Origin of the sequence: Cohnella laeviribosi DSM 21336 (genome assembly GCF_000378425.1) — a bacterium.
GTDB lineage: Bacteria > Bacillota > Bacilli > Paenibacillales > Paenibacillaceae > Cohnella > Cohnella laeviribosi.
The window spans coordinates 49,678-72,445 of the sequence record NZ_KB899827.1 but is presented as its reverse complement, the minus strand read 5'-3'; the positions used below and the strand labels follow the sequence as shown (position 1 = coordinate 72,445).

At 59.5% G+C, this 22,768-nt stretch carries 17 protein-coding genes and 1 pseudogene; 15 read left to right on the top strand and 3 right to left on the bottom strand.

All coding sequences use genetic code 11. From position 1 onward, the window contains the following. Positions 1–161 (bottom strand): annotated as a pseudogene (locus F560_RS25610) (IS110 family transposase); the annotation flags it as partial. Between the two features lie 365 nt (positions 162–526). Here F560_RS25610 and F560_RS0113725 point away from each other — a divergent pair. The 7 genes from F560_RS0113725 to F560_RS0113695 all read left to right on the top strand — a co-directional run bounded on the left by F560_RS0113725 (position 527) and on the right by F560_RS0113695 (position 10,358). Continuing rightward, positions 527–2,278 (top strand): sensor histidine kinase, encoded by a 1,752-nt coding sequence (locus tag F560_RS0113725; protein WP_019006312.1) that lies wholly within the window; start codon positions 527–529, stop codon positions 2,276–2,278. Further along, positions 2,275–3,885: a response regulator gene (locus F560_RS0113720; RefSeq protein WP_019006311.1), complete on the top strand. Its 1,611-nt coding sequence runs from the start codon at positions 2,275–2,277 to the stop codon at positions 3,883–3,885. The genes F560_RS0113725 and F560_RS0113720 overlap by 4 nt, the downstream gene beginning before the upstream one ends. A gap of 148 nt (positions 3,886–4,033) precedes the next feature. Beyond that, positions 4,034–5,740 (top strand): type 2 periplasmic-binding domain-containing protein, encoded by a 1,707-nt coding sequence (locus F560_RS0113715; RefSeq protein WP_019006310.1) that lies wholly within the window; start codon positions 4,034–4,036, stop codon positions 5,738–5,740. A gap of 223 nt (positions 5,741–5,963) precedes the next feature. Further along, a complete protein-coding gene (locus tag F560_RS0113710; RefSeq protein ID WP_019006309.1) occupies positions 5,964–6,857 on the top strand; it encodes an ABC transporter permease in 894 nt (297 codons plus the stop codon). A gap of 15 nt (positions 6,858–6,872) precedes the next feature. Next, the gene (locus F560_RS0113705; protein WP_019006308.1) at positions 6,873–7,751 is read left to right on the top strand and encodes a carbohydrate ABC transporter permease; all 879 of its coding nucleotides are present in this window, start codon (positions 6,873–6,875) and stop codon (positions 7,749–7,751) included. Positions 7,752–7,774: 23 nt separating this feature from the next. Then, entirely contained in the window at positions 7,775–8,812 is a 1,038-nt protein-coding gene (locus F560_RS0113700; RefSeq protein ID WP_019006307.1) for a glycoside hydrolase family 53 protein, read from the top strand. 502 nt (positions 8,813–9,314) lie between these two features. Further along, positions 9,315–10,358: a glycoside hydrolase family 53 protein gene (locus F560_RS0113695; RefSeq protein ID WP_019006306.1), complete on the top strand. Its 1,044-nt coding sequence runs from the start codon at positions 9,315–9,317 to the stop codon at positions 10,356–10,358. A gap of 304 nt (positions 10,359–10,662) precedes the next feature. Here F560_RS0113695 and F560_RS0113690 read toward each other — a convergent pair whose 3' ends face one another. Next, positions 10,663–11,829 carry a virulence factor gene (locus F560_RS0113690; RefSeq protein WP_019006305.1) on the bottom strand — a complete coding sequence of 389 codons (1,167 nt, stop codon included), beginning with the start codon at positions 11,827–11,829 and terminating at the stop codon, positions 10,663–10,665. A 181-nt stretch (positions 11,830–12,010) separates the two neighbouring features. On the opposite strand from F560_RS0113690, the gene F560_RS23325 reads away from it, so the two are divergent. The 5 genes from F560_RS23325 to F560_RS0113665 all read left to right on the top strand — a co-directional run bounded on the left by F560_RS23325 (position 12,011) and on the right by F560_RS0113665 (position 17,513). Beyond that, on the top strand, positions 12,011–12,724 hold the full coding sequence (locus F560_RS23325) for a hypothetical protein (RefSeq protein ID WP_019006304.1): 714 nt from the start codon (positions 12,011–12,013) through the stop codon (positions 12,722–12,724). Further along, a complete protein-coding gene (locus F560_RS0113680; RefSeq protein WP_026298278.1) occupies positions 12,622–13,557 on the top strand; it encodes an MBL fold metallo-hydrolase in 936 nt (311 codons plus the stop codon). Before F560_RS23325 ends, F560_RS0113680 begins: the two co-directional genes overlap by 103 nt. Positions 13,558–13,595: 38 nt before the next feature. Continuing rightward, positions 13,596–15,215, top strand: coding sequence for an ABC-F family ATP-binding cassette domain-containing protein (locus F560_RS0113675; RefSeq protein ID WP_019006302.1), 1,620 nt, complete (start codon positions 13,596–13,598; stop codon positions 15,213–15,215). Between the two features lie 68 nt (positions 15,216–15,283). After that, the gene (locus F560_RS0113670; protein WP_019006301.1) at positions 15,284–16,084 is read left to right on the top strand and encodes a DUF4362 domain-containing protein; all 801 of its coding nucleotides are present in this window, start codon (positions 15,284–15,286) and stop codon (positions 16,082–16,084) included. Between the two features lie 418 nt (positions 16,085–16,502). After that, positions 16,503–17,513: a C40 family peptidase gene (locus tag F560_RS0113665; RefSeq protein ID WP_019006300.1), complete on the top strand. Its 1,011-nt coding sequence runs from the start codon at positions 16,503–16,505 to the stop codon at positions 17,511–17,513. A gap of 570 nt (positions 17,514–18,083) precedes the next feature. Here F560_RS0113665 and F560_RS0113660 read toward each other — a convergent pair. Continuing rightward, a complete protein-coding gene (locus tag F560_RS0113660) occupies positions 18,084–19,199 on the bottom strand; it encodes an MGDG synthase family glycosyltransferase (RefSeq protein ID WP_019006299.1) in 1,116 nt (371 codons plus the stop codon). Positions 19,200–19,392: 193 nt separating this feature from the next. Here F560_RS0113660 and kapB point away from each other — a divergent pair, with 193 nt between their 5' ends. The 3 genes from kapB (at position 19,393) to F560_RS23320 (ending at position 22,707) form a co-directional block, all read left to right on the top strand. Beyond that, entirely contained in the window at positions 19,393–19,776 is a 384-nt protein-coding gene (gene kapB, locus F560_RS0113655; protein WP_019006298.1) for a kinase-associated lipoprotein KapB, read from the top strand. A 99-nt stretch (positions 19,777–19,875) separates the two neighbouring features. After that, a complete protein-coding gene (locus F560_RS0113650) occupies positions 19,876–20,466 on the top strand; it encodes a TetR/AcrR family transcriptional regulator (RefSeq protein ID WP_019006297.1) in 591 nt (196 codons plus the stop codon). Positions 20,467–20,577: 111 nt separating this feature from the next. Continuing rightward, entirely contained in the window at positions 20,578–22,707 is a 2,130-nt protein-coding gene (locus F560_RS23320) for a YhgE/Pip domain-containing protein (protein WP_019006296.1), read from the top strand. Positions 22,708–22,768: the final 61 nt, after the last annotated feature.

The following is a 22,768-nucleotide window of genomic DNA, read 5'->3' as shown; positions in this document are numbered from 1 at the left end:
TGATCATTGCCGAACACGCAGTCTTTACCGAGCTCGATTCCGCGGAAATCGACGGCTCTGGCGACATGTGTTTTCTTGGCAATGTCGGCCCCGACAACAAGAGTTGATTCGGTAATTTGTTGAATTCGTTGATTCTGTTTCCTGGCGTGTTTATACTTCATTGTAGAGTGCCTCCTGCGCTGGGATTTGTTCTTTGGTCGGAACGTTCCCCAGTATACAGAAGGTACTTTTTTCATTCAAACCTCGAATTCATTCATTACAGGAATGGCTCCTTTTATGAAAGATAGATGAAAGCGATATTACGGTTTCATTACAAAACGTTTGCTTTTTTTTGCGAATGCTATCGCCGAATCCGGATGCGAAAAGAGCGGAAATGTTGCAATCGTGCCTCTTTTCATCCGTCTTCCGAACGTATAAAATAAAAGCGTTTCCAAAATCAGGGGTTGTCCAGATCCGGGCAACCTTTTTCTGCAGTTCAGCAAGTATGAATTCCCCTCCATTTCTCAGCCGGGACGGAGATGCGGTCATGCCGAAAATCAACCTGTTTACCAAAATCGTCCTTATCCTTGTTGCCATGCTGCTCCCGATCATGGGGCTGTACTTGATCTCGAACCGGACAAGCACCGGGGTGCTGCGCAGCGAGCTGGATCGCTCCAACACGAACCGGCTTGTCTTTTTCCAGAATCAGATCGACACAAATATCTCGACGATGGCGTTGTGGACGAATCTGCTGATCCACGACCCCGATATTGCGGAGTTAAGGGATACGTTCGACAATCCCGGGCCTTCGCTGCCGCTCGACATGATCACGCTGATCAACCGCATTCAGCGCAAGCTCAGCATTCAGGAGAACTCCTCCAACTGGCAAAACTCGCTGTATATTTATTCCCCGGCTCTCGGACGGGTCGTATCCTCGAACGACGTGAGAACGTACGACGACGCCGAGTTGAAGAAGCGGATGAAGCGGGGCTGGCAGGTCAAGGAAGAAAGCGACGGCCGGCTGCTGTTTTCCTTGTTTACGGCCACGCCCTACGGGTCCTTCGATCACCCGCAGGATGCGAATCTGATCATCGAAGTCCGGTTCGACAGCCGCAATATCGTGCAGATGCTGGACGAATTCAAAAGCGACGGACGGAGGGATCCCTTTTTCTATAAAGAAGGCGTCGGCGCGATCTTCAGCAGCGATCCCAACCGGGCCATCGCAGAAGAACTGATCCGCAAGCTCGAAGCGGAAGGGACGATGGACGTCAGCAACCAGACGGTTCGGCTCGGCGGCAAGCCTTATCTGGTCAATTCGCAGTGGTCGGCCACAACCGGGTGGCATCTGATCGATTATATCCCGCTGTCCGACGTCGTCGGCCCGATCGTCGAGACGAACCGGATGTTCTATGCGGCGGTCGGCTCGCTTCTGCTGATGGGCTGCGTGCTGGCCTACGTGCTGTACGCCCAGGTCCAGGCCCCGCTGAAGCAGCTTGTCGGCAGCTTTCTGAAGCTGAAGCTCGAGGACTATTCGGTCAGGCTGAAGCCGAAGGGGACAAACGAATTCAGCTTCGTCTTCATGCGCTTCAACTCGATGGTCGAGCAAATTCAGGAGCTGTTCGAAAAGGTGTACCTGGAACGGATCCACGTGCGGGAAGCGCGGCTGAAGCAGCTTCAGTCGCAAATCAATCCGCATTTTTTCTACAACTGCTTCTCGTTTATATCCAGCATGGCGAAAATGCAAAACTATCCGGCCGTCGTCGCGATGGCGGAAAATCTGTCCAGCTATTACCGCTATACGACCAGGCAGGAACGGGATTTCGTGCCGCTGTCCGAGGAACTGGACTTCGTGGGCAGCTACCTGGAAATTCACAAGCTGAGACGAAACCGGCTGGAGGTTCGGATCGATCTGCCGTCCCGCTTGCGCAGAATCGAAATCCCGCCGCTGGTCGTGCAGCCGCTCGTCGAGAACGCGATCGTGCACGGCATTGAGAAGAAAGACGGGGAAGGCATGATTGCGCTCACCGTATCCGAACGGGACGGCGAGTTCAGAATCGTCGTGGACGACAACGGCAAAGGGATGGACGAGAAAGCGCGGGAGGAGCTGCTCAGGCGGCTCGGTTCCGCCATAGACGAGAGGACGGGCTGCGGGCTGTGGAACGTCAACCAGCGGCTGCAGCTGCGGTTCGGGGAATCGGCCGGCCTGAACGTCGAAGCGTCCCCGCTCGGCGGACTGCGGGTGACGCTTCGCTGGCGGCCGAAAACTACTAATCCTGCGGAGGCGAAGGCATACGCATGATCGAGATTTTGCTTGTGGACGACGAGACGTATTTGACGGAAAGCCTGCGGAGAACGATTCCGTGGGAACTGCTGGACATTCGCGAGGTCTACTGCGCGTCTTCGGGGGCGGAAGCGCTGCGCATTCTGGAGGAGAAACCGGTCGATATTCTCGTATCCGACATCCGCATGCCCGAAATGGACGGGCTGGAGCTGATCGAAAGCGTTCAGGCGCGATGGCCGAATATCCGCTGCCTGCTGCTGACCGGCCATTCCGACTTCGAATATGCCAAGCGCGCCATTCGTCTTCAGGTGTCCGACTATATTCTGAAGCCGGTCAACGACGGGGAGTTTATGGCCAGCGTTTCGGCCGCCATCGATGCTTTGCGCGACGAATGGGCGGAAACCGAGCGGCTTCACCGGCTGATGTACGATATGAAGTCGGATCTCCCGGCGCTGAGGGAGCATCTGATGCGGGATCTCGTGCTGGGGCGGCAATGGCCCCGAAGCGCGATCGAAGCGAAGCTGAAGCAGTACGAAATTCCTCTCCGGGCGGGGGAAATGGCGTTTATGATGCTGGTGCGGCTCGGCCGGCAGTTCGACCGCTACGACGCGCAGTCGCTGCCGCTGTTGGAATATGCCGTCGGCAATATCGCCGAGGAAGTGTTCTCGGACCGGCTCCGCATCTGGCACGGCAAAACGCCGCACGACGCGCTCGTCCTGCTGGCGTCGCTTGAGGGAACGGGCGGAAGCCATCCGACGAAGGCGCAGCTGGAGCCGCTCGTCAGCGAATTCCACCGGCAGGTCCGCCATTACCTGAAAGGCGATATTTCGACGGTCGTGACGCATTGGTTTGTATTCCCGGACGAGCTGTCCGTCACGTACCGCAGCGCGCTGGCGGCCGTTCTCCGTTACGGCCGGGGAGAAGGCCCGGCCATTTTATTTCAGGAGGATTTTGCGTCCGGACATATAACCGTTAAGCCGCTGGAAATCCTCTACAAGCCGCCGACCCTCATCCATTTGCTGGAATCGAAGCAGTGGGCCGCGGCCAAAGCGAAAATCGAAGCGGTGTTCGGCGCGCTGGAAGGGATGCCGGCAACCGGCGAGCATGTGTACGAAGCGTTTTTGTCGATTTCGAACGCGTATTTGTACCTCGCGCACAGGGAAGGGCTGCTGCTCCATCAGATCGACGGCAGCGGGCTCGACCCGCTGCTCGACCCTTCGTCCGTGCATGCCCCTGACAAGCTCCGGAAGTGGGGGCTGGACATGCTGGAAAAGCTGGAGCGCGAGCTGTCGGAGAGCGACCGCAATCAGAGGAGCCGCATCGTGGGGCGCGTTCAGGAGCTGGTCATGAACGACATCGGACAGGAGACGTCGGTCAAGACGATCGCGGACAAGGTGTTCCTGCATCCCGTCTATTTGTCCAAGATCTATAAGATGGAAACGGGCGAAAGCCTGGGCGACTACATCATCCGCATCCGCATGGAGAAGGCGCAGTACCTGCTCCGGTCGACAAACAAAAAAATTTACGAGATTACGACCGAGCTCGGCTATCAAAACCCGCAATACTTCAGCAAAATGTTCCGCAAATATTACGGGATGACGCCCAACGAGTACCGCGACCAATAGCGGGCGGGGTGTGTGCGGGGGCGCGAACGCCCGCGCGGCAAAAAGCTGCGAAAGGTGCAGAAATGTTGGAAGCGCGCCATAGGCTCTCCCGGCGGGCTCCCCTATAATGAACCGTGAAACCGATTACTTTGAAGCGAGGGGGAACCGCATGAAAGCCCGCAAACAACGAAAAGGGTTGCTGTGGCTGACGCTGGCGCTGGTGACGGCGCTCGTGACGGCCTGTTCGGGAAACGGCGGCAAAAACGCGAATTCGCCCGCCCCGGAAGGATCAGCGTCCGCTTCCGCAACCGGCTCCGGCGAAACGGCAAGCGCCTACAAGGACAAGTACGATCCGCCCGTCACGATCACGACGGTGTGGGGCGTCGATCCGGCGCTGAAATTCAAAAACGGCGAAACGATCGAAAACAACGTCGCGACCCGATGGGCGCTCGAGACGCTCGGCATCGAGATTAAGTCGCTGTGGTCCGTGACGGACACCAACAACGCGTTCGTCACGAAGATGCGGCTGGCGATGTCGTCCAACCAGAAGATGCCCGATGTCGTGACGATCGGCGATGCGCAGCTTGCGCAGGACTTGATCGATACGGGCATGTTCCGCGAAGTCGGCTCCCTGTTCGACCAGTATGCCAACGACAAGTGGAAGCAGGCGATGAACCTCGATCCGAACGTATGGAATCCCTATATGCGGGACGGCAAGAAAATGGGCATTCCGGTGCTCGACTACGCCTACAACCACGACTATCTGCTCTGGATTCGCCAGGACTGGCTGGACAAGCTGAACCTGGAAGGGCCGAAAACGCTCGCCGATCTGGAAAACATCATGGATGCGTTCAAAAACCGCAATCCGGACGGATTGTCCCCGGACAAGGTCACGCCGCTGTCCATCGGCTTCAAGACGACCATGAACACGTGGATGGGCGATCCCTCGTGGGTGTTCGGCGCCTACGGCACCATTCCCGGGCAGTGGAACGTCGGCGCGGACGGCAAGCTGGAATGGGGCTCCATCCATCCGGCATCGAAGCAGGCGCTGGAGACGCTCAAAAAGTGGCGGGACAAAGGCTACATTCCGGCGGAAGCCGCGCTGTGGGACGAGAACAAAACGGCCGAGCCGGCGGTCGCGGGAACGGCGGGGATCATCCCCGGACCTTACTGGATGAGCGGCTGGCCGCTGCTGGATACGGCCAAGAACGTGCCTCACGCGGTGTGGAAGCCTTACCCGATTCCGACCGGACCGGACGGCAAGGCGGGGCGGCACGGCACGCACTTTACCTCCGGCGTAACGCTGATCCACAAAGACATGAAGCATCCGGAGGCGCTGTTTACGTATCAGAATTACTTGTTCGATCATCTGGCGGACCCGGAGCCGGGCAGCCAGTGGGACATCGGCGTGTTCAAAGGGTACGACTACGATCTGGACGCAAACGGCAACCCGGTTTATCTCGACAAAATTCCGGGCGGCGAAGTGAACATCAACCGCTACTGGCTGGTCAAGGACGGGGCCCGCATTCCGGACGCCCAGATGAAGGCGCTGCTGAACCTGGCGGACGGCAAGGAGCCGGTTACCCGGCTGGAGAAGGAAGTCAAAAACAATTACGGCCCGGAAACGCCGGCCGCCGCCAAGGTGCTGATGTCGCAGCCGGACATCTCCTACAAGGACATGTTCACCGGTCCGGCCACGCCGACGATGCAGTCCAAGCTGGACTATTTGAAAAAAATCGAGCTACAGACGTTTAACGAAATCATTTACGGCAAAAAAGGCCTGGACGAGTTCGATAAATTCGTCGGAACCTGGAAGTCCTCCGGCGGCGACCAGATTACGAAGGAAGTCAACGAGTGGTACGCTTCGGCCCATTGACCCGGCCGGGCGGACCGGAAAGGAGGCAGCCGGCTTACCGGCTGCCCTTTTCGTTCGCGGCCGTTTTCAATCGGCGCCCAAGTGACGTCATCGCAATTGCAGCGGCTTCCCATTGCCATCCAAGCAACGGTGTATGCGAATGAGCTGCAAATAGGCGAAAGCATTGCTTTTCAGGCCATCAGGGTTTAACGGGAAGCGTACGGGTTAAAGGAGGCGGAAATCGATGGCAACGTGGACGCGCACCTGGCCGTTTCACCTCATGGTGTGGCCGGCGCTTCTGTTCTTGATCGTGTTCAATTACGTGCCGATGGCCGGCATCGTGATGGCTTTTATGGACTACAAGCCCTGGCTCGGCTTTACCGGATCGCCGTGGATCGGACTCGACCACTTCCGGGCGCTGTTCGAGAGGGACGACAGCATCCAGGTGATTTGGAACACGCTCGTCATCTCGGTGCTCAAAATCGTGTTCAACCTGATCGTACCTTTTACGTTTGCGATTTTGCTGAACGAGGTGCGCAAGCGGCTGCTGAGCCGGACGATCCAGACGCTCGTGTATTTGCCGCATTTTTTGTCATGGGTTATCCTCGGCGGCATTCTCGTGAACTTCCTGTCCACGGACGGCGGCTTCGCGAACCGTGTGCTTGGGTTTTTCGGGCTCGGTCCGGTGTTTTTCCTCGGCGACGGGAACTGGTTCCGGGTGACGGTCGTCGTGTCGGAGGTGTGGAAGGAGTTCGGATACGGCACGATCGTCTTCATTGCGGCGCTGGCGAACATCAATCCGTCCTTGTACGAAGCCGCGGAGGTGGACGGAGCAAGCCGCTGGAAGCAGACGCTGCACATTACGATTCCGTCGCTTCTGCCGATGGCGATCGTGGTCGGCACGCTGTCGCTCGGCAATATTTTGAACGCGGGGTTCGACCAGATTTTTAACCTTTACAATTCTCTCGTCTACGACAAGGGCGACATTATCGACACGTTCGTGTACCGGACGGCCATCATCGACGGCGATTTCGGTTTTGCGACGGCGGTCGGCCTGTTCAAATCCGTCATCAGCATGCTGCTGATTATCGTCGCGTACCGGCTGGCCTACAAGCTGGCGAATTACCGGGTGTTTTAGGGAGGAGGCCGGTTTATGTACCATAAGACGACGCCGTACCGGATTTTCAGCTTTTTCAATACGACTTTTCTATTGGTGCTGTCCGTTCTGTGCATCATCCCGCTCGTGCATGTGTTTGCCGTATCGTTCAGCGCCAAAGCCGCGGCCGATGCCAACCTGGTCGGCTTGTGGCCGGTCGATTTTTCCGTGGAGGCTTACAAAAAGACGATCAACAACCCGGTGTTTCTGGGCTCGCTCTGGGTCGCGGTCAAGCGCACGGTGCTCGGCACGTTTGTCATCTTGCTGACCGCCTGTCTTGCGGCTTACGCGCTGTCCAAGGAAAACAACCAGTTCAAGGGACGCTCGGTTTACGCCTGGATCTTCGTGTTTACGATGATTTTCAACGGCGGGCTGGTTCCGTTTTATATCGTGATTCAGAAGCTCGGCTTGACGGACTCGTTCTGGGTGCTGATTCTCCCCGGAGCGGTCAACGTGTGGCTGACGATTCTGCTCATGAACTATTTTCGCGGCGTGCCGAGGGAGCTCGAAGAGGCGGCGCTGATCGACGGAGCCGGGCAGTTCGGCATTCTGTTCCGGATCTACCTGCCCCTATCGCTGCCGGCGCTCGCCACACTCGGCCTGTTCGCGATGGTGTGGCACTGGAACTCCTGGTTCGACGGGCTGCTGTACCTCAGCAACAAGGAGGATTATCCGCTCGCTACGTATTTGCAGACGGTGATCGTGTCGCGGGATATGAGCTCGATGAGCTTCAGCAAGGAAGAGTTCGATTTGCTGTCGCAGAAGACGATCAACGCGGCGCAAATTTTTATCGGCGCGCTGCCGGTGCTGATCGTGTATCCGTTTTTGCAGCGTTTTTTTATCAAGGGGCTTGTGCTGGGTTCGGTGAAAGAGTAAGCGGAAGCGGGGAGGCGAAGCGCTTGGAAAACCGTTTGTTGATCGGCATGGATATTTCGTTTGCCGACGAGATTGAAGCGGCGGGCGGGGCGTACTACGAACGCGGGGAAAGACGGGACATAATGGCCATTCTGCAAGATGCCGGAACGGACTCGATCCGCCTGCGGATCTGGAACGATCCTCCCGGAGGCTTCTGCAATCTGGAACGCACGCTCGTTATGGCCAGGAGGATCAAAGCGCGGGGACTGCACTTTTTGCTGGATTTCCATTATTCGGACGGCTGGGCCGATCCGGGGAAACAATGGAAGCCGAAAGCCTGGGCGGGGCTGGATCTGGACGGGCTGGGGCGCGAGGTGTTCCGGTACACGTCCGAGGTGCTGTCCGCGCTTGCGAAGCAGGGCACGCCGCCCGATATGGTGCAGGTCGGCAATGAGATTACGAACGGCCTGCTGTGGGATGAAGGCCGGGTGGACGGCGAGTTCGACACGGACGGACAGTGGGAGGCGCTCGCGTCCCTCTTGAAAGCGGGCGTGCTGGCGGTCAGAGAGACGGCGCCGCAAGCCGAGGTGATGCTTCATATCGACCGGGGCGGCGACTGGCCGGGAACGTTCAAGTTTTTCGATCGGATGCGCAGGAGCGGGGTCGATTTCGATGTGATCGGGCAGTCGTTTTATCCGTGGTGGCACGGCACGCTGGACGATCTGCGCGGCAACCTGGAGCAAACGGCGCGCGAGTTCGGCAAGCCCGTCTATGTCGCGGAGACCGCTTATCCATGGACGCTTCGGGCCCAAGAGGGGGACGGCCTGATCGTCGGGCGGGAGGACCAGCTGCACCCGGGCTATCCGGCGTCGGTCGAAGGGCAGTCCGCTTATTTGCGCGATCTGATGGCGGTGATCCGCGGGGTTCCGAACGGATTGGGGCGGGGGCTTTACTGGTGGGAACCCGCCTGGATTCCGGCCAAAACGTCGTGGTCGGTCGGCCATGCCAATAACTGGTCGAATCTGACGCTGTTCGACTTCGCCGGCCGCAAGCTGGCGTCATGGGATGCGCTGCGTTCGTAGCCGGATGCAGGCAGGCGCGGTCCGTGCAGGCAGGCGTGGCATGTGCAGGAAGGCGTGGTATGTGGAGGCAGAGGTATAGCCCGTGGAAGGCAGGTACAGCCGGTGCAAGCAGGTGTGGCATGCGCAAGCAGGTGTGACATGTGCAGGTACGGACCGTGCAGGCAGGTGTGGCATGCGCAGGTAATCGCAGCACGTGGAGGCAGGTACATCCCATGCAGGCAGGTGTCTCCGTGCAGGCCCGGCCCGGCGGCCGCACCGCCCGGCAGCGCCGCGGGGGCGGCTGAAACCGCCCCATAACGCCGCGTGCGAAGGCCGCGGAAGACTTGGCGGTCCGCGCCTCGCGTCCGCATCCGACAGGTTATGAAAACATCCTGATTGTTTCCATAATGTCCTGTTCGCATTTTTAAAAGCGCTTACAATTAGGGGTGAAGAGAGGAAAGGAGGGACGTTAAACGGCGTAGGAGCCGGAGGCCTGCTGAATCGAAACGAGAGGAGAATCGGGATGAGAAGAAAAACGTTCGGATGGCTGTTGACGGCGCTGCTCGGTTTGGCCCTGGCGCTCGGCAACGCCGTGTCTCCCGGCGACGCGAAAGCCGCCCCGGCATTTGCGAAAGGCGCGGACATCAGCTGGGTTCCGGGCATGGAGGCGCAAGGGTACAAATGGAAGGACAAAAACGGCGTGCAGCGGGACATCATTGACATTTTAAAGCAGGATTACCAGATCAACTCCGTCCGGATCCGCGTGTTTGTCAATCCGTCAAGCGATTACGGCAACGGCTACTTGAACAAGGAACGCGCGGCCGACTTGGCCCAGCGGGCGAAAAACGCCGGCATGAGCGTCATGCTGACGCTGCACTACAGCGATTCGTGGGCGGACCCCGGCAAGCAAACCAAGCCGGCTGCGTGGCAAAATTATACGTTCGAGCAATTGATGGACGCCGTATGGAACTGGACGCGCGATGTGATGACGACGATGCAGAGCAGAGGCGTTACGCCGGACTGGGTGCAGATCGGCAACGAGACGAACAACGGCATGCTGTGGGATGACGGCAAGGCGTCCGTCAACATGCGTAATTACGCCTGGCTCGTCAATACCGGCAACAACGCGGTCAAGTCGATCAGCAGCTCCACGAAGACGATCGTCCATTTGTCCAACGGCTACGACAATTCGCTGTTCGTTTGGAACATCGGCGGGCTGATCAGCAACGGCGCGACGTTTGACATTATCGGCATGTCGCTGTACCCGTCCGCGTCCGACTGGCAGACGAAGGTCAATCAGACGATCAGCAACGCGAACGATCTGATTTCGCGCTACGGCAAGAGCATCATGATCTCCGAAATCGGCATGGACTACAACCAGCCTTCGGCAGCGAAGAGCTTCATCTCCGACATCAAGACGAAGGTCCGGAATCTTTCCGGAGGCAAAGGGCTTGGCGTGTTTTATTGGGAGCCCGAGGCTACCCCCGGCTACAATGGCGGCTACAATAAAGGCGCCTGGCAGTCCGACATGAAGCCGACGATCGCGCTGGAAGGCTTTCTGAACTGAGCCTGGCGGCTGTCGCCGGGATGTAACGGCTGAAAAAGGCTTGAGCCGGCCCGCGGCTCGTCGGAGCGGGTAGGCGGGAATGGGGAGTGCCTGCCGAAGGCGAGCTTGGAGGTCGGACGGCTCTCGCTAGCCCGTCATTTGCTTAAGATAGCGGCAACAGACCGAAAACAAGAAATGGCGATGCAGGGATAACCTCCTTTGCACCGCCATTTCTTTCGTTTTCGTCAAGCGAGCAGACTTGCTTTGGGAGCGGCCGCTTATCGCCTTGTCGCCCTATCGCCTGCCGCCGCTTCGGTACGCTGCCTTACGCCTTGTCGCCGCCGCCGCGGTTTTCTTCCCGCATGCGGGTCATCTGCTGCCATACCGATCCGGCCGCTTCCTCGCCGCTTTTGATGCGGGCGAGGGCCATCTCGGCCTGCAGGCGCACCTCGAATTCCGGCTCGCTGGCCGCGGCGCGCTCGAGCGCCTCCAAAGCCGTCTCGTCGCCGGCTTCGTAGAGGAACCGGGCCGCGCGCCAGCGGACGAGCTTGTTGGCGTCGCTGAGCGCGGCCGTCATCGGTCCGATCGCGGCGGGATCGCCGAGATCGGACAAGGTGTCCCCCGCCGTCCGCCGGACCGCGGGGGACGAATCCTTCAGCGCTTCGAACAAGTACGGAAGCGCCTCCGGGCTGCGCAGGTCGCCGAGGTACACGACGGCGAGCCTGCGCACCGAGACGTGCGCGTCGCGCACGGCTTTCGCCAGCAGCGGCAGCAGCTCCGGGGCGGGCTTCACGCGGGAGAGCGCCGCGTAGCGCGTCTGCCAGTCCGGCGCGGACAGGCGCCGCTCCAGCTCCTCCCGCGACAGCTCCGCGGGAGGAGCCGGCTGGACGACCGCCCCGTCTCCGCCGGCACCCGCCGCTTTCGCCTGCTCAACCAGCTCCCGCAGCCGCTCGTCCGGATAGGCCGCATCGAGCTCGCGCTTGACTTCCTCCAAAATGTCCTGCGGCTCCCCGTACCGGATGCCGATCTCCTCCAGCTTCCGCTCGCGAATCATCGTCGCTCCGGCCGCCTCCGTCACCGCGGCCGCGAACCGCTCCGGCAGCGCCGCGCGCGCCTCCTGGCCGCCGTAGCGCACCCGGATCTGGATCGGAATGCCGCGATACATCTGCACCAGCACGTGCGCTTCCCCGAATCCTCCGGCTTCCGGGGCGCCGAGCGCCTCCGCGGCGACGCCGTCCGCGCCGAACAGCTCGCGCACCGCGCCCAAGATTTCCGCCCAGTCCGCGTTCGGGCGGCGGTCCACCGCGATGAAGTCCGCGGTCCGGAACACGCTTTTGACGCCCGGAATCGAAAGCAGGCGCAAATAAAACGGCGGAACCAGATCCCGCTTGGCCAATGTATACGTATAACGCTCGCCGGCGGGAAGCTTCTCGTCGACGTTCAGCTTCATGGAATTGGGGCTCGGCGTCGGTTCGATCGACAACAGCTTCATGCTTCGTTCGCCTCCGTTTTCATCAACTTTCCCGATACAGCAAGGACATCTTCCCCGGCCAAGGTCGGGGGACGGTACGGACCCGGGTCGCGACGCAAACACAACCGGCGTACGTCTTCATCCCGCTCATTTTACATTAGCATAAATTGCAAACGGATGCTCGTTAGGGGAGAGATTCGCCATGCCGACCGGAACGTCCGGTTCGCCGCAAACCGCCGTTTATGTCGTGCTCACGGCAACCGGGACTTGGTTCAGCAAGACGATCCAATGGTTTACGAAGGACGAATTGAACCACGCCTCCATCGCCTTCGATTCGGAGTTGCGTGAAATATACAGCTTCGGGCGGAAAAAGCTCCGCAACCCGCTGCTTGCCGGAATGATCCGCGAAAATTTGCGCGATCCTTTTTACAGCGCCGCCGAATGCGCCATTTTCAGACTGCCCGTTTCCAAGGCCGAATATCGGCGGGTGCGCGCCCGCGTCGACGCGATGATGGCCGAACGGGACCGCTACGGCTACAGCCTGCTCGGACTTGCGGGCGTCCTGCTCGGCAGGAAGCTGCACCGCAAAAACACGTTTTTCTGCTCGCACTTTGTCGCTTCCGTCCTGGAAGACACCGCTTTTTACCGCTTCGGCAAGCCTTCCTGCTTCGTCACGCCCGGGAACCTGGAACAAGCCTACCGTTCCTATGAAATCTACAGGGGCAAATTGTCCGGATATTTGGGCACGGCTCCGTTGGTACATTCCCCCGATTCCTGCTATAGTATGAATGAGCACATCATCGGAGGGGTTACATGCGCAAGCATCGCTACGTCAACATGGATTCGGCCTCTGCCAACAGTGCGGTCCGACGCCAGTTGTTCCGGTGGGGCCAGGACCGCCTCCAGCATTTCTTGAAAAGAGATTACAGCGAATGCGTTCCGAATGTGATCCCGGATTTGCGCTTTTTGCATCACAACCGCAGCGAACCGTCGATCACATGGATCGGCCATTCGACTTTTCTTATTCAAATGTGCGGGCTGAACATCGTGACCGACCCCGTCTGGGCGCGCCGAATGGCGCTGCATAAGCGGCTCGCGCCGCCGGGCGTGGAATTGTCGGACATGCCGCCCGTGGACGTTGTGCTCGTTTCCCATTCGCATTACGACCATCTGCATCTGGCCTCTTTGCGCAAATTGAAAGGGACCAAGAGGCTGCTGGTTCCCGCCGGGCTTCGCAGCAAAATGCTGGTCAAAGGCTTTCGGCTCGTCGAGGAGCTGAACTGGTGGGAAGAGGTGACGCTGCACGGCGTCAAGTTCACCTTCGTGCCCGCGCAGCATTGGACGCGAAGGACGCTGTGGGACACGAACCATTCGCATTGGGGCGGATGGGTGCTCGAAAGCGATGCGGGTCCGACCGTGTATTTCGCGGGGGACAGCGGGTATTTTCGGGGATTTGCGGAAATCGGACGCCGCTTCAAAATCGATGTCGCGCTCATGCCGATCGGAGCGTACGAGCCGGAATGGTTCATGGCTCCCCAGCACGTCAGTCCGGAAGAGTCGCTGAAGGCGTACATGGATTTGGGTGCGGATTACTTCGTGCCGATGCATTACGGTTCGTTCAAGCTGGCCGACGATACGCCCAAGGATGCCTTGTCGCGGCTGGAAGCGGAGCGTTTGCGCCTGAAGATTCCCGAAGAGAAAATCATTATGCTGCAGCACGGCGAAACGATCAGGTTCGCCCAACGTTAGTCGTTTCGGATCAAAGGAATGGAGTGAAGAGCGAAGTCATGATTACGGTAAGCGGCGTGAGTTTGCGTTACGGCAAGCGTGCCCTGTTCGAGGACGTCAACATCAAGTTTACGCCGGGCAACTGCTACGGTTTGATCGGGGCGAACGGAGCCGGGAAATCGACGTTTCTGAAAATCTTGTCCGGCGAGATCGAGCCGACCACCGGAGAGGTGCACATTACCCCCGGCGAGCGCCTCGCGGTGCTGAAGCAGGACCATTTTGCCTACGACGAGTACGGCGTTTTGGAGACGGTCATCATGGGCCACGAGCGTCTCTACAACGTCATGAAGGAAAAGGAAGCCATCTATGCGAAGCCGGATTTCACGGACGAGGACGGCATGCGCGCGGGCGAGCTCGAGGCGGAATTCGCCGAGCTGAACGGCTGGGAAGCGGAGAGCGAAGCGGCGGAACTGCTGAACGGCCTGGGCATTGCGACCGAGCTGCATGACAAGAAAATGGCCGAGCTGGACGGCAACCAGAAGGTTCGCGTCCTGCTGGCGCAAGCGCTGTTCGGCAGCCCCAACATTCTGCTGCTGGACGAACCGACCAACCATCTGGACATCGAGTCGATCAGCTGGCTGGAAGACTTTTTGTCCCGCTACCAGGGCACCGTTATCGTCGTTTCCCACGACCGGCACTTCCTGAACCAGGTTTGTACGCACATCGCCGACATCGATTACGGCAAAATCCAGCTTTACGTGGGCAACTACGATTTCTGGTACGAATCGAGCCAGCTTGCGCTCAAGCTGATGCGGGAACAGAACAAGAAGAAGGAAGACAAGATCAAGGAGCTGCAGGAATTTATCCAGCGCTTCTCCGCCAACAAGTCGAAGGCGAAGCAGGCGACCAGCCGCCGCAAATTGCTGGAAAAGATCACGCTCGACGACATCAAGCCTTCCAACCGCAAATATCCGTTCATCCAGTTCAAGCCGGAACGCGAGGCGGGCAAGCAGATTTTGACCGTGGACAACGTTTCGCTCACCGTCGACGGCGAGAAGCTGCTGAACGGCGTTTCGTTCGTCGTCAACAAAGGCGACAAAATCGCGCTCGTCGGCCCGTACGGACAGGCGAAGACCGCGCTGTTCCAGATTCTTGCGGGCGAGCTGGCGCCGGATTCCGGCTCGGTTACGTGGGGGGTCACCATCACGCCGGCGTATTTCCCGAAAGACAATTCGGCTTATTTCGACGGGGTGGACCTGACGCTGGTGGATTGGCTTCGCCAATATTCCAAAGACCAGGACGAAACGTTCGTCCGCGGCTTCCTCGGCCGGATGCTGTTCTCGGGCGACGAGGCGCTGAAGAAGGCGTCCGTTCTGTCCGGAGGCGAGAGGGTCCGCTGCATGCTGGCGAAAATGATGCTGTCCGGCGCAAACGTGCTTATGTTCGACGAGCCGACCAACCACCTCGACCTGGAATCGATCACGGCGCTCAACAACGGCCTGATCGAAACCGACGCGACGATGATTTTCACCTCGCACGACCATCAATTCGTGCAAACGATCGCGAACCGGATTATCGAAATTACGCCGTACGGTCTGATCGACCGGCTGACGACGTACGACGAATATCTTGAAAATCCGGAAATCAAAGAGCTTCGCGCCCGCATGCAGCCGGCGTAAAGGCCGGCCCGGGCGGCCGATGGGGCCCGAATGGGCCCCTATTACCATTTTTCGCGAGGGATCGATGGATGAGAACAAGGTGGCTGGCCGCGCTGGCGGCCGTTCTGCTGCTGCTGGCTTCGTGCGGCCGCGCGGAGAAGGGGTCGGTGCCGCAAGACGCGTACCCCGAAACGGATGCGGAGCCCGGCGTAACGGTCAGCCGGTTCAAGACGTTCGGTCTCGTTAACGGCGCGGTGTACGGGAAGTTCGAAAAACCGGAAGAGATCCGGGCGTTCGAAGACGCCGTCGATACGGCGGAACGCATGCCGAGCATCCTGAACGATGCGTTTGCCGACTATGACGTCGTGATCGAGCGCGACGGAGTTCCCCAGGCGATCCATCTGTGGATCGATCAAGCGGCGGCGGAAGGCTCGCGCGGCATGTACATGGATGCGAGCGATACCGGAACCGGCTACCGGTTGACGGCCGAAGCGACCAAGAAGCTGCACGATCTCATCGGCGGAATCCGGTATTCGCCCGAGCAGGCGGAGCAAAACGGCGACGTCGTGATCGGGGCGGACGGCAAGGTCCGGGGAGACGCGTGGAAGCGGTTTGCGGACAACGTCAAAGGACACGCGCCGGACGAGGTGCATATTACCGCCTATACGGTCGAGGGCGCCCCGATTTTTTACGATTTGAGCTATGACGGAGAGAGCATTGAATACCGGTTCGACAACACGCGCGACGCGTTCGGGAGTGCGGCCAAAGAGGTCGAATATTGCGGCGGCTTGGAGGAACGGCCGACCGAACGGGGAACCGAATACCGTCTAACGGCTTGCGGAGCCGATCGGAACGAACCGTCCAAAACGTTCAGGCTGACGATCCCGTGAGCACCGGAGAACCGCCATACATAAGCCGAACCTTTTTCCGAAATCAGATCCGTCAAGCGCAAGCGAAGCGAATGCCCCGCCTTCGGGAGACCCGGAGGGCGGGGTGTTTTTTCGTTGTCGGAGCCTTTTGCGGAACGGGAAGATCGTTGCGGTTTCCAAATTTTGAGGCTTAAAATTCCGCAAATTGCGTTTGGATGCAAAATAAGGTTTGGTAATTGGTGGATTTCCGAGTCGGGTTGATCCTTTGCGCGAAGCGAAGTTGCGTTCTTTGTTCCTAGTCTGTTCTTGATCCTATTTGCCTATGGATTGGAGAAGTCCTATGAAACGGGTCCGATGGAAGACGTCCGGGGGCCGCCTATAATAGACCCCGAAGCAGCCGAGCCGCGCTTCACAACGTTGACATCACAGGAGGACCCAAATGCGCATGAGACGAATCACGTTGTTATTGTCGGGCATGCTTCTGATGGCCGCGATCGCGCCGGCGGGAGGTTCCGCGGCAGCGAAGCCGGAATCGGTCAGCATTGTCGCTCCGGTCAACTTCCGGACGGCGCCGAGCACGTCTTCCAGCGTCATGCGGCATTTGAAGCCGGGCGAGACCTTGACGCTGCTGGAAAAAACGAACAGCTACTGGTACAAGGTCAAGGACGCTTCGGGCCAGATCGGATATGTCTCCTCTCAGGAAAAGTACGTCCGTCTCGTCGGCGGCGACGCTTCTGCCGTCACGGCCCGCGGCAGCAATGCCGTCATCGTGTCCGGCGTGGCTTTCCGCAAGTCGCCGTCGACTTCGGGGGCGCTCATCCGCTATTTGAAAAAGAACGAGAACGTTACGGTCACTTCGAAGGTGAATGCCTATTGGTACGCGGTAACGGATGCGAACGGCGTATCGGGCTACGTCAGCTCGTCGGCCAAGTACATCAAGCTGACCGGAAGCATAGCGGCGCCTTCGACGCCTTCTACTCCCTCGGCTCCCGGCGGGGCTGCGCCCTCGTCCTCCCAAGTGGAGTCCGTCATCGCCGCGGGAATGAAATATTTGGGCACACCGTACGAATTCGGCTCGGACCGGAACGATACGTCGACGTTCGACTGTTCCGACTTCGTCAGACAAGCCTTCAAAGATGCGCTGGGCATTACGCTGCCGGCCGATTCCCGCGGCCAGGGCTCCTATGTCCGCAGCAAGTCGCAGGTGACGACCGACTGGAAGCAGCTAAAGCGCGGAGACCTGATGTTTTTTATGGATTACAAAGGGACAAGCCTCTCGAATTACGCTTCCAAAAGCCCGTTCAGCACAAGAATCTCGCATGTCGGCATTTATTTGGGCGACGGGCAAATTTTGCACACCTATTCGCAAAAATCGGGAGGGGTGCGCATCGATTCGATCGCCGGCAAGCACTGGGAGTACCGTTTCCTCTTCGGGGGCAGCGCGTTATAATTCGGCACGGTTTTGCGAATTGCAATCCCGCTTGACCGGCTTGGCGGGGCGGATGTCCGGTTTAGTTGCCGTTTAGGCACTTAAATCGGGGGTGCACGCGAAAACGGGCTATGCAGTTGCTGTTGTGGCAATTGCAGAGCTGATCGACCGGCTCGGCGGGGCGGATGTCCGGTTTAGTTGCTGTTTAGGCACTTAAATCGGGGGTGCACGCGAAAACGGGCTATGCAGTTGCTGTTGTGGCAATTGCATAGCCGCTCGAGCGGGTCGGCGTGCTCGACCCTGTCAGACCGGATGCGCGAGGCTGTGTCAAACGGCCATTTTCGAAATTTGGAAAGCTTTCGTTTTCCCCGCTTTTGATATGCAACAAACGAACCTCCAAACCCGCGCTTTGGCCGTGGTTTTGGAGGTTCGTTTCTTAAGGGCCGGGATTTCGGACGGCCGCATCGTCCGGCGGCTCGGACACAACAATACTTTTCCGCTTCAGCCGGCCCTTCAGGCAAGGGCAGGCGACGGGCAAAACGCCCGGACGCGGACAGAGCGGACAGAGCCGGCGGAAGACCGGAACCCGGCTTACTCCAACAGGGCCAGAATCGCCTCCGAGCACCTAGCCGGATTATACTCGGCATTCCGCAGCGCAAGCAGCGTATCGCGATGCTGACCGGCCGCGTAGGGCTCCTGAATCAGCCGGAACCAGCGGTCGATCGTCTCGGTGGACGTGAGCGCTTCGCCGAACCCGTGGGTGACGAAGTAGTCGAGGTTTTCCTCCTCCTGTCCGGGGATCGGCTCGTAGAACAGCATGGGAATGCCTTTGGCCATCCCTTCGGTGCAGGTCATGCCGCCGGGCTTGGTGACCAGAAGATCGGAGACGTCCATCAGCTTGCTGATCTCCTTGGTGAAGCCGAGCACCTTGATGTTCGGATGCTGGAACTTCGGATCCTCAAGCAGCTTCTCGCGCGCTTTTTCGTTGCTGCCCACGCAAAGGATCAGCTGGACTTTGTCGGCGTAGGAGGTCATGTACTCGACCATTTGCTCGGAATACATCAGCCCCCATCCGCCGCCCATAATGAGGACGGTCGGCATGTCGGCAAGCCCGAACTGCGTCAGAATTTCGGCGCGGTCATGCGGATGCCAGAAATTCGGATGCACCGGGATGCCGGTCACTTCGATCTTGCCGGGCGGAATGCCGCGGGCGATCAGCTTGTTCCGGACGGTAGACGTGCTGACCAGATACATGTCCACCTCCGGGTTCACCCAGGTGGCGTGCGCATCGTAGTCGGTGATGACCGTGCACAAGGGCACGTCCAGGCCGAGACGCTTCAGCCGGCTGACCACCGCATTGGGAAACGGATGCGTGCACACGATGATGTCCGGCTTAAGCTGCTCGATGACATCGGAAACATGATTGTAAAACAACCGGTGCAGGGCGAACCTCTTCATCCGGTTCAGCGATTTGTCGTAGTGATTGCGGTAAAGCTTGCCGACAAGCTTGGGTCTGCTGCTGACGGTTTTGCGGTATGCGGACAAAATCAGCGGCCCGATAACCGGGTTCAGAAACGTCCCCAGCTCGATGACCTTCGTCTGCACGCGGGGAGACAGTTGGCGGAGCCCGACCGAAAGCGCGTGCGCCGCTTGGGTATGACCGGTGCCGAAACCTTCGGAAAGCAGCAGAACTCGTTTTTTACGCATCGTAAACATTCCTCCACTTTACCTACTTTCCATATTACGCGGTTATCGGACTCGGGACAAGTGCGCCCGAACGCGAATGGGCATTCGCCCGGATTCGCTCCGAAATTTTCCAGGCAATCGTGCGTTGCGGCCGCCGGCGGTGTACAATTTCGGTGTAGGCACGAATCCGTTTTTTTCAGGGAGGAATCCGTGAATGGGCGAAACGAACCATGCAAGCGGACAAAGGGTCAAAGCGAGCTACAAAACGGGAGAATATATCGCGGAAGTCGTGGAATCGGACGGCCGCAGAACGCTTGTGCAAATCTTGGCCGTGCTCCGGCATCCGTCGCAAGGGGATCTTCATCATCCCTACGATCCGGACGTCCCGATGTTCCACGAACGCCGCGCGTCCGCTTTCCGCGAGAAGGTGTGGGTGCCGTCTTCGGCCATACAGCCTTACGAAGGGGCGGTCCCGCCGTACGGAGAATCGCTGCAGACGGCGTTTGCGGCCGAGGTGGAGCGGCTCGAACGGCTGAAGCGCTGGGCGGAACGTTCGCTCGAGCTGCTTGAGGGACTCCGAAAGGAATATAAAATGTAAAGCTTGAAGATTAGCCCCGCCTGTGTTATCGTAGCCTTTAGAACGAAATGACCAATTTGTTATTTTGGTCAGTTTTTTCGGAGAGGAGGCGCACGACCGATGGTTCAAGAACGGAAGACGCCGGACCGTCGCAAGCAGGTAACCGAAGCCGCAGCCCGTTCGTTCGCCTCCTTCGGCTACAAGGCGACGACCATGGAACAGGTCGCGAAGCTGGCGAATGTCGGCAAAGGAACGATTTACACGTTCTATGCGAACAAGGAAGAGCTGTTTGAGAAGATCATGGACGATCTCATTCGCGACATGAAGAAGGTGGCGGATGAAACGCTGGACCCTTCCCTTTCCTTTGCCGACAATTTGCTGAAGGTGCTCAGCCGGGTGCTGGATTACCGGGACCGGCACGCGCTGGCCGTCAAGCTGTCCCAGGAGGTCCGGGACATCGGCACCCCGATGGCGCAGCAAGGGCTGGAAAAGATCGAGCGGGCGATCATCGGCTACATTGCCAAGCATGTGAAACAGGCGGTCGACAAGGGGGAAATTCGGCCCTGCGATCCGGAATTGACCGCTTATATGATGCTGAAAATGTATCTGGCGCTTACGGCGGAAGGCAATCATCTGCATAAGCCGCTGACGAAGGAAAAGGTGCTGAGCAGCTTCCGGCTCTATTGTATCGAAGGGCTGGCGGTGCGCTGACGCATTCTTTTTTTGAATCAAACTGACCGGATGTCCAAATTGGTCATGTCGTATTATGGCGGATGGCGCGGTCGAGCCGCGCCGAAACGAGAGAGAAGGAGCGGGAGATGCATGGGGAAAAAGAACCCGGGAAGCGGACCTGTCAAAGCCGAGTTCAAACGGCTGCTGCGCAACCGAATGATGATGCTGTCCATCGCCGGTCTGGCGGTGATTCCGCTGCTGTACAGCGGCATGCTGATCGGGGCCTTTTGGGACCCTTACGGCAAGCTCGACCGGCTGCCGGTGGCCGTCGTGAACAAGGATGCGGGAGCTTCGATGAACGGCAAGCAGCTTCATGTCGGCGAGGATTTGATCGGCGAGCTGAAAGAGGACGACAGCTTCAAATGGACGTTTACGGAAGAGCGGGAAGCGATGAACGGACTGAAGGAACACCGGTATTCGATGGCGTTCGTCATTCCGGACGATTTCTCGCAAAAGGCGACGACGCTGAAGGACGAGGCGCCGCAGCCTGCGGCTATTCAATATTACGTGGATGACGGCTGGAACTACTTGTCCTCGCGGATCGGGGCGGAAGCTTCGGAGAAGCTCCGGAGCGACGTCGCGCAGGCGGTGACGAAGGCGTACGCCCAAGCGGTATTCGACTCGATCGGCGAAGCGGCCGACGGCTTCAGCGACGCCAGCGAAGGGGCGTCGAAGCTGGCCGACGGCGCGAAGGAAGCCGAGTCGGGCGCGGAGCGGCTGCGCGAAAATCTCGCCAAGCTGGCCAGCGGCACTCAGGATCTGGAGCAAGGGGTCGGCCAGCTCGCCGGCGGCGCGGCGAAGCTTCAGGCCGGCGCGAAGTCGGTGGCGGACGGCAGCCGGGCTTTGGCGTCCGGCGCCGCACAGCTCGCCGACGGCGGAAAGGCGCTTGCGTCCGGCGCGAAGGACGCGGAGGCGGCGGCGAACCGGCTTGCGGCGGGAGCCGATCAGCTGGCAAGCAGCGGGCAATCGCTCGCTGCCGGTGCGGAGGCCGCCAAGTCGGGCAGCGCCGACTTGGCCAAAGGCGCGGCACAGCTTGCCGCCGGGCTGGAGCAGTATGCGGCGGCGCACGGCGGGATGGAAAGCGACGCGGCGTTCATGCAATTGCTGGCGGCGGCGAAGTCCGTCGCCGCCGGCGCCGATGAGCTCAAGCAGGGCGCGGCAAGCCTGTCGGACGGCGCGCAGCGGTTGGCGGCCGGGCAAGGGGAACTCGCGTCCGGCGCGGCGCAGCTTGCCGCCGGGCAAACCAAGCTCCGGCAAGGGGCGGAGTCGCTTGGCGGCAAGCTGGCGGAAGCATCGGCAGCGGCGTCGAAGCTGGCCGCCGGCGCGAAGTCGGTGGCGGACGGCGCCGGAACGTTGCGCAGCGGGCTGGCGCAGGCGGCCGAAGGGTTGGACGCCGTCAACGACGGCACGCTGCGGCTGGCCGACGGTTCTTCGGAGCTGAAGGGCGGATTGCTCAAGCTGGAGGACGGTTCGAAAGAGCTGGCCGACAAGCTCGGAGAGGCTTCCGCGGAAGCTTCGTCCGGAGCGGGGAACGACCGGCAGGCCGAGATGTTCGCCAACCCCGTGGCCGTTCAGGAGCATAAGCTGGCCGATATTCCGAACTACGGCACCGGGATGACGCCGTATTTCCTCTCGCTCGGCCTGTATGTCGGCGTGCTGATGTCGACGGTGATTCTTCCGCTGCGGGATGCCGCCGCTACGGTAAAGAGCGGCTTCCGATGGTATCTGTCCAAGCTGCTTCTGTTTGCGCCCGTCGTGTTGATCCAGACGCTGCTGGCCGATGCGCTGCTGATTTACGGCATCGGGCTCAAGGTGCCCGATGTGCCGATGTTTGTCGCGGTTACGGCGGCCATTTCCTTAACTTTTATGACGATCGTGCAATTTTTCGTTACGCTTGCGGACAACGTCGGGCGGTTTGTCGCCGTCATTCTGCTGACGCTGCAGCTTGCGTCCAGCGCCGGCACCTATCCGGCGGAGCTGCTGCCGCAATGGCTGCAGCGGATCGGCGATTGGATGCCGATGACGCATGCGATCAAGGCGCTGCGCCTGCTTATCGCCGGCGGAGACGCCTGGGAAATCCGCGCGCAGCTTCTGGATCTCGCGGCTTACGCGGCCGTCTTTGTGGCGCTGATCGTGACGCTGTTCACGGTGCGCAGCCGCCGGCTGAGCGGGTCTTCCGGAGCCCGTTACGCAGCGGCGAATTCGGCCGTCCATTCGTAAGACCGATCAAGGGACCGCTCCCCATGGAGCGGTCCTTTTTTATGTCCGGTGAGCTTCCTCG

Coding starts and splice junctions, on each gene's coding strand:
- F560_RS0113725 (WP_019006312.1), top strand. CDS start 527: ATGCCGAAAATCAACCTGTTTACCAAAATCGTCCTTATCCTTGTTGCC.
- F560_RS0113720 (WP_019006311.1), top strand. CDS start 2,275: ATGATCGAGATTTTGCTTGTGGACGACGAGACGTATTTGACGGAAAGC.
- F560_RS0113715 (WP_019006310.1), top strand. CDS start 4,034: ATGAAAGCCCGCAAACAACGAAAAGGGTTGCTGTGGCTGACGCTGGCG.
- F560_RS0113710 (WP_019006309.1), top strand. CDS start 5,964: ATGGCAACGTGGACGCGCACCTGGCCGTTTCACCTCATGGTGTGGCCG.
- F560_RS0113705 (WP_019006308.1), top strand. CDS start 6,873: ATGTACCATAAGACGACGCCGTACCGGATTTTCAGCTTTTTCAATACG.
- F560_RS0113695 (WP_019006306.1), top strand. CDS start 9,315: ATGAGAAGAAAAACGTTCGGATGGCTGTTGACGGCGCTGCTCGGTTTG.
- F560_RS0113690 (WP_019006305.1), bottom strand. CDS start 11,829: ATGAAGCTGTTGTCGATCGAACCGACGCCGAGCCCCAATTCCATGAAG.
- F560_RS23325 (WP_019006304.1), top strand. CDS start 12,011: ATGCCGACCGGAACGTCCGGTTCGCCGCAAACCGCCGTTTATGTCGTG.
- F560_RS0113680 (WP_026298278.1), top strand. CDS start 12,622: ATGCGCAAGCATCGCTACGTCAACATGGATTCGGCCTCTGCCAACAGT.
- F560_RS0113675 (WP_019006302.1), top strand. CDS start 13,596: ATGATTACGGTAAGCGGCGTGAGTTTGCGTTACGGCAAGCGTGCCCTG.
- F560_RS0113670 (WP_019006301.1), top strand. CDS start 15,284: ATGAGAACAAGGTGGCTGGCCGCGCTGGCGGCCGTTCTGCTGCTGCTG.
- F560_RS0113665 (WP_019006300.1), top strand. CDS start 16,503: ATGCGCATGAGACGAATCACGTTGTTATTGTCGGGCATGCTTCTGATG.
- F560_RS0113660 (WP_019006299.1), bottom strand. CDS start 19,199: ATGCGTAAAAAACGAGTTCTGCTGCTTTCCGAAGGTTTCGGCACCGGT.
- kapB (WP_019006298.1), top strand. CDS start 19,393: ATGGGCGAAACGAACCATGCAAGCGGACAAAGGGTCAAAGCGAGCTAC.
- F560_RS0113650 (WP_019006297.1), top strand. CDS start 19,876: ATGGTTCAAGAACGGAAGACGCCGGACCGTCGCAAGCAGGTAACCGAA.
- F560_RS23320 (WP_019006296.1), top strand. CDS start 20,578: ATGGGGAAAAAGAACCCGGGAAGCGGACCTGTCAAAGCCGAGTTCAAA.